Source organism: Bartonella pachyuromydis (assembly GCF_039543065.1).
GTDB classification, from domain to species: domain Bacteria; phylum Pseudomonadota; class Alphaproteobacteria; order Rhizobiales; family Rhizobiaceae; genus Bartonella; species Bartonella pachyuromydis.
In genome coordinates this window covers 1-1592 of the sequence record NZ_BAABJA010000046.1, presented here as the reverse complement: position 1 = coordinate 1592, position 1592 = coordinate 1, and the positions used below count along the sequence as shown (strand labels likewise).

The window sequence follows — 1592 nt, the reverse complement described above, 5'->3', positions numbered from 1 at the left end:
AAGGCATACCAATACTAAAGGCATATCTATGTGTAAGAAATCTATTTATAAGAAAAACTTTTTGTTATGTACAATTGCTGGAACTTTGATTTTTTCTCATTGCGGTTCAACTTATGCAAATACACAAGTTCCCATAATGGTTATGGCTCGTGCAGATAAGGCAGGAGAAGAAAAGACCTTTAATAATGTTTTTGTCCGTGGTAGATTTACTACAGTGGTCGCTGATGAAAAATCCTTTATTACTATTAAAAACTCAATGTTGCGATCCGATAGCACCTTGATTTCTGCATCACAAGGTGCAGGTGTTCACGCTCAGAAAATCTTGGGGAAAGCAGGGACACGTGGTTTAGAAATTGCGAATGGTACAATCCATCTTGAAGATTCAGTCATCATTGTTGCAGGACAGCATAAAAGCTATGGTATCCGCTTTGATCACATTCCAGATTCTCATGTAAAAGAAGGGGAGAAAGTTATCAATAAAGTGATTCTTACCAATACAAAACTTCTTATGACAGAGGGTATTGGTATTGCAGGGCCATACTCCTCGAAATCTGTTGCTGAAGTTTATCTTCAAAATTCAGAAATTCGTTCTGAGATGTTGTTAAAAAATAAAAGTGTAGAAGAAGATAAGAAACCTAAAACTCTCACATTGACTGCTGATGCCTCAATTATAGAAGGGAAAGTGAAAACCTTTCCCCAAAATACAACAATTTTTACTTTGAACAATGGTAGTAAATGGCACTTAAAAACTAGTCTGTTCGAAGGAGCTGATAGAGAAGATGTTGGTGAGCCTATTTCGTACACACTTATTGATATTAAGCAACGAGCACGATCTGTTGTTTCAGTACTAAATCTTAACAATAGCTCTATCGTATTTCATGCACCGCATGCTCTAGAAAAGGGACAATATCATACCTTGCATGTAGGAAAACACTCACAAGCTGTAGAATCTACATCGCAAGAAGAAAGTAGACCTGCGATAACAACTGTTTATAATGCAACGGGCCATGCAAATATTTATTTCAATGTCGAGTGGAGTGATGGTTTAATAAAAGAAAAGCAAAAAGCTGATCGCCTTCTCGTCCATGGTAATGTATCAGGAACCACAATAATCCATGTCAATAATCTTGCTCAAGGTGAGCCAATAGAAGCTGAAGATTCCACTCCCTTAAATGAACGGGGGCTCTCACTCATTCAAGTCTCTGGTAAAGCAGATGAACATGCCTTCAGATTGGCGAATGGCTACACCACAATGGAAGGTTTACCTTATAAATATGTCCTCAATGCCTATGGACCAACATCAAGCCGTGGTAAAGCTGATAGCTCACAAAGTTATTTGGGAGAACTATCTCAGGAATTAAAAGAAAATGCTGCAAAGAATAACACGAAATATCGTGTATTAGGTGACCTAGTCGTGGAAATTGAGCGCGATACAAAAGGTGCTACAATATCCAATCAAAGCAAAAAAGATTTCTGGGATTTCCGTCTGCAAAAAGAAACCCTTGATGATGAAGGAAAGATTTTAGCTCTTGTCCCACAGGTGGCAAGCTATTTAGTCATGCCCAATGCTCTATTCTCCGCTGGTTTTGCTG

Annotated in this window: 1 protein-coding gene; it reads left to right on the top strand. The window is 38.3% G+C overall.

Going from position 1 to position 1592, the window contains the following annotated elements; genetic code table 11:
• Nucleotides 1-28 precede the first annotated feature (28 nt).
• Nucleotides 29-1592, top strand: a 1564-nt coding sequence (locus ABD917_RS08650) for an autotransporter outer membrane beta-barrel domain-containing protein (protein WP_345119659.1), incomplete at its 3' end; no start/stop codon positions are given.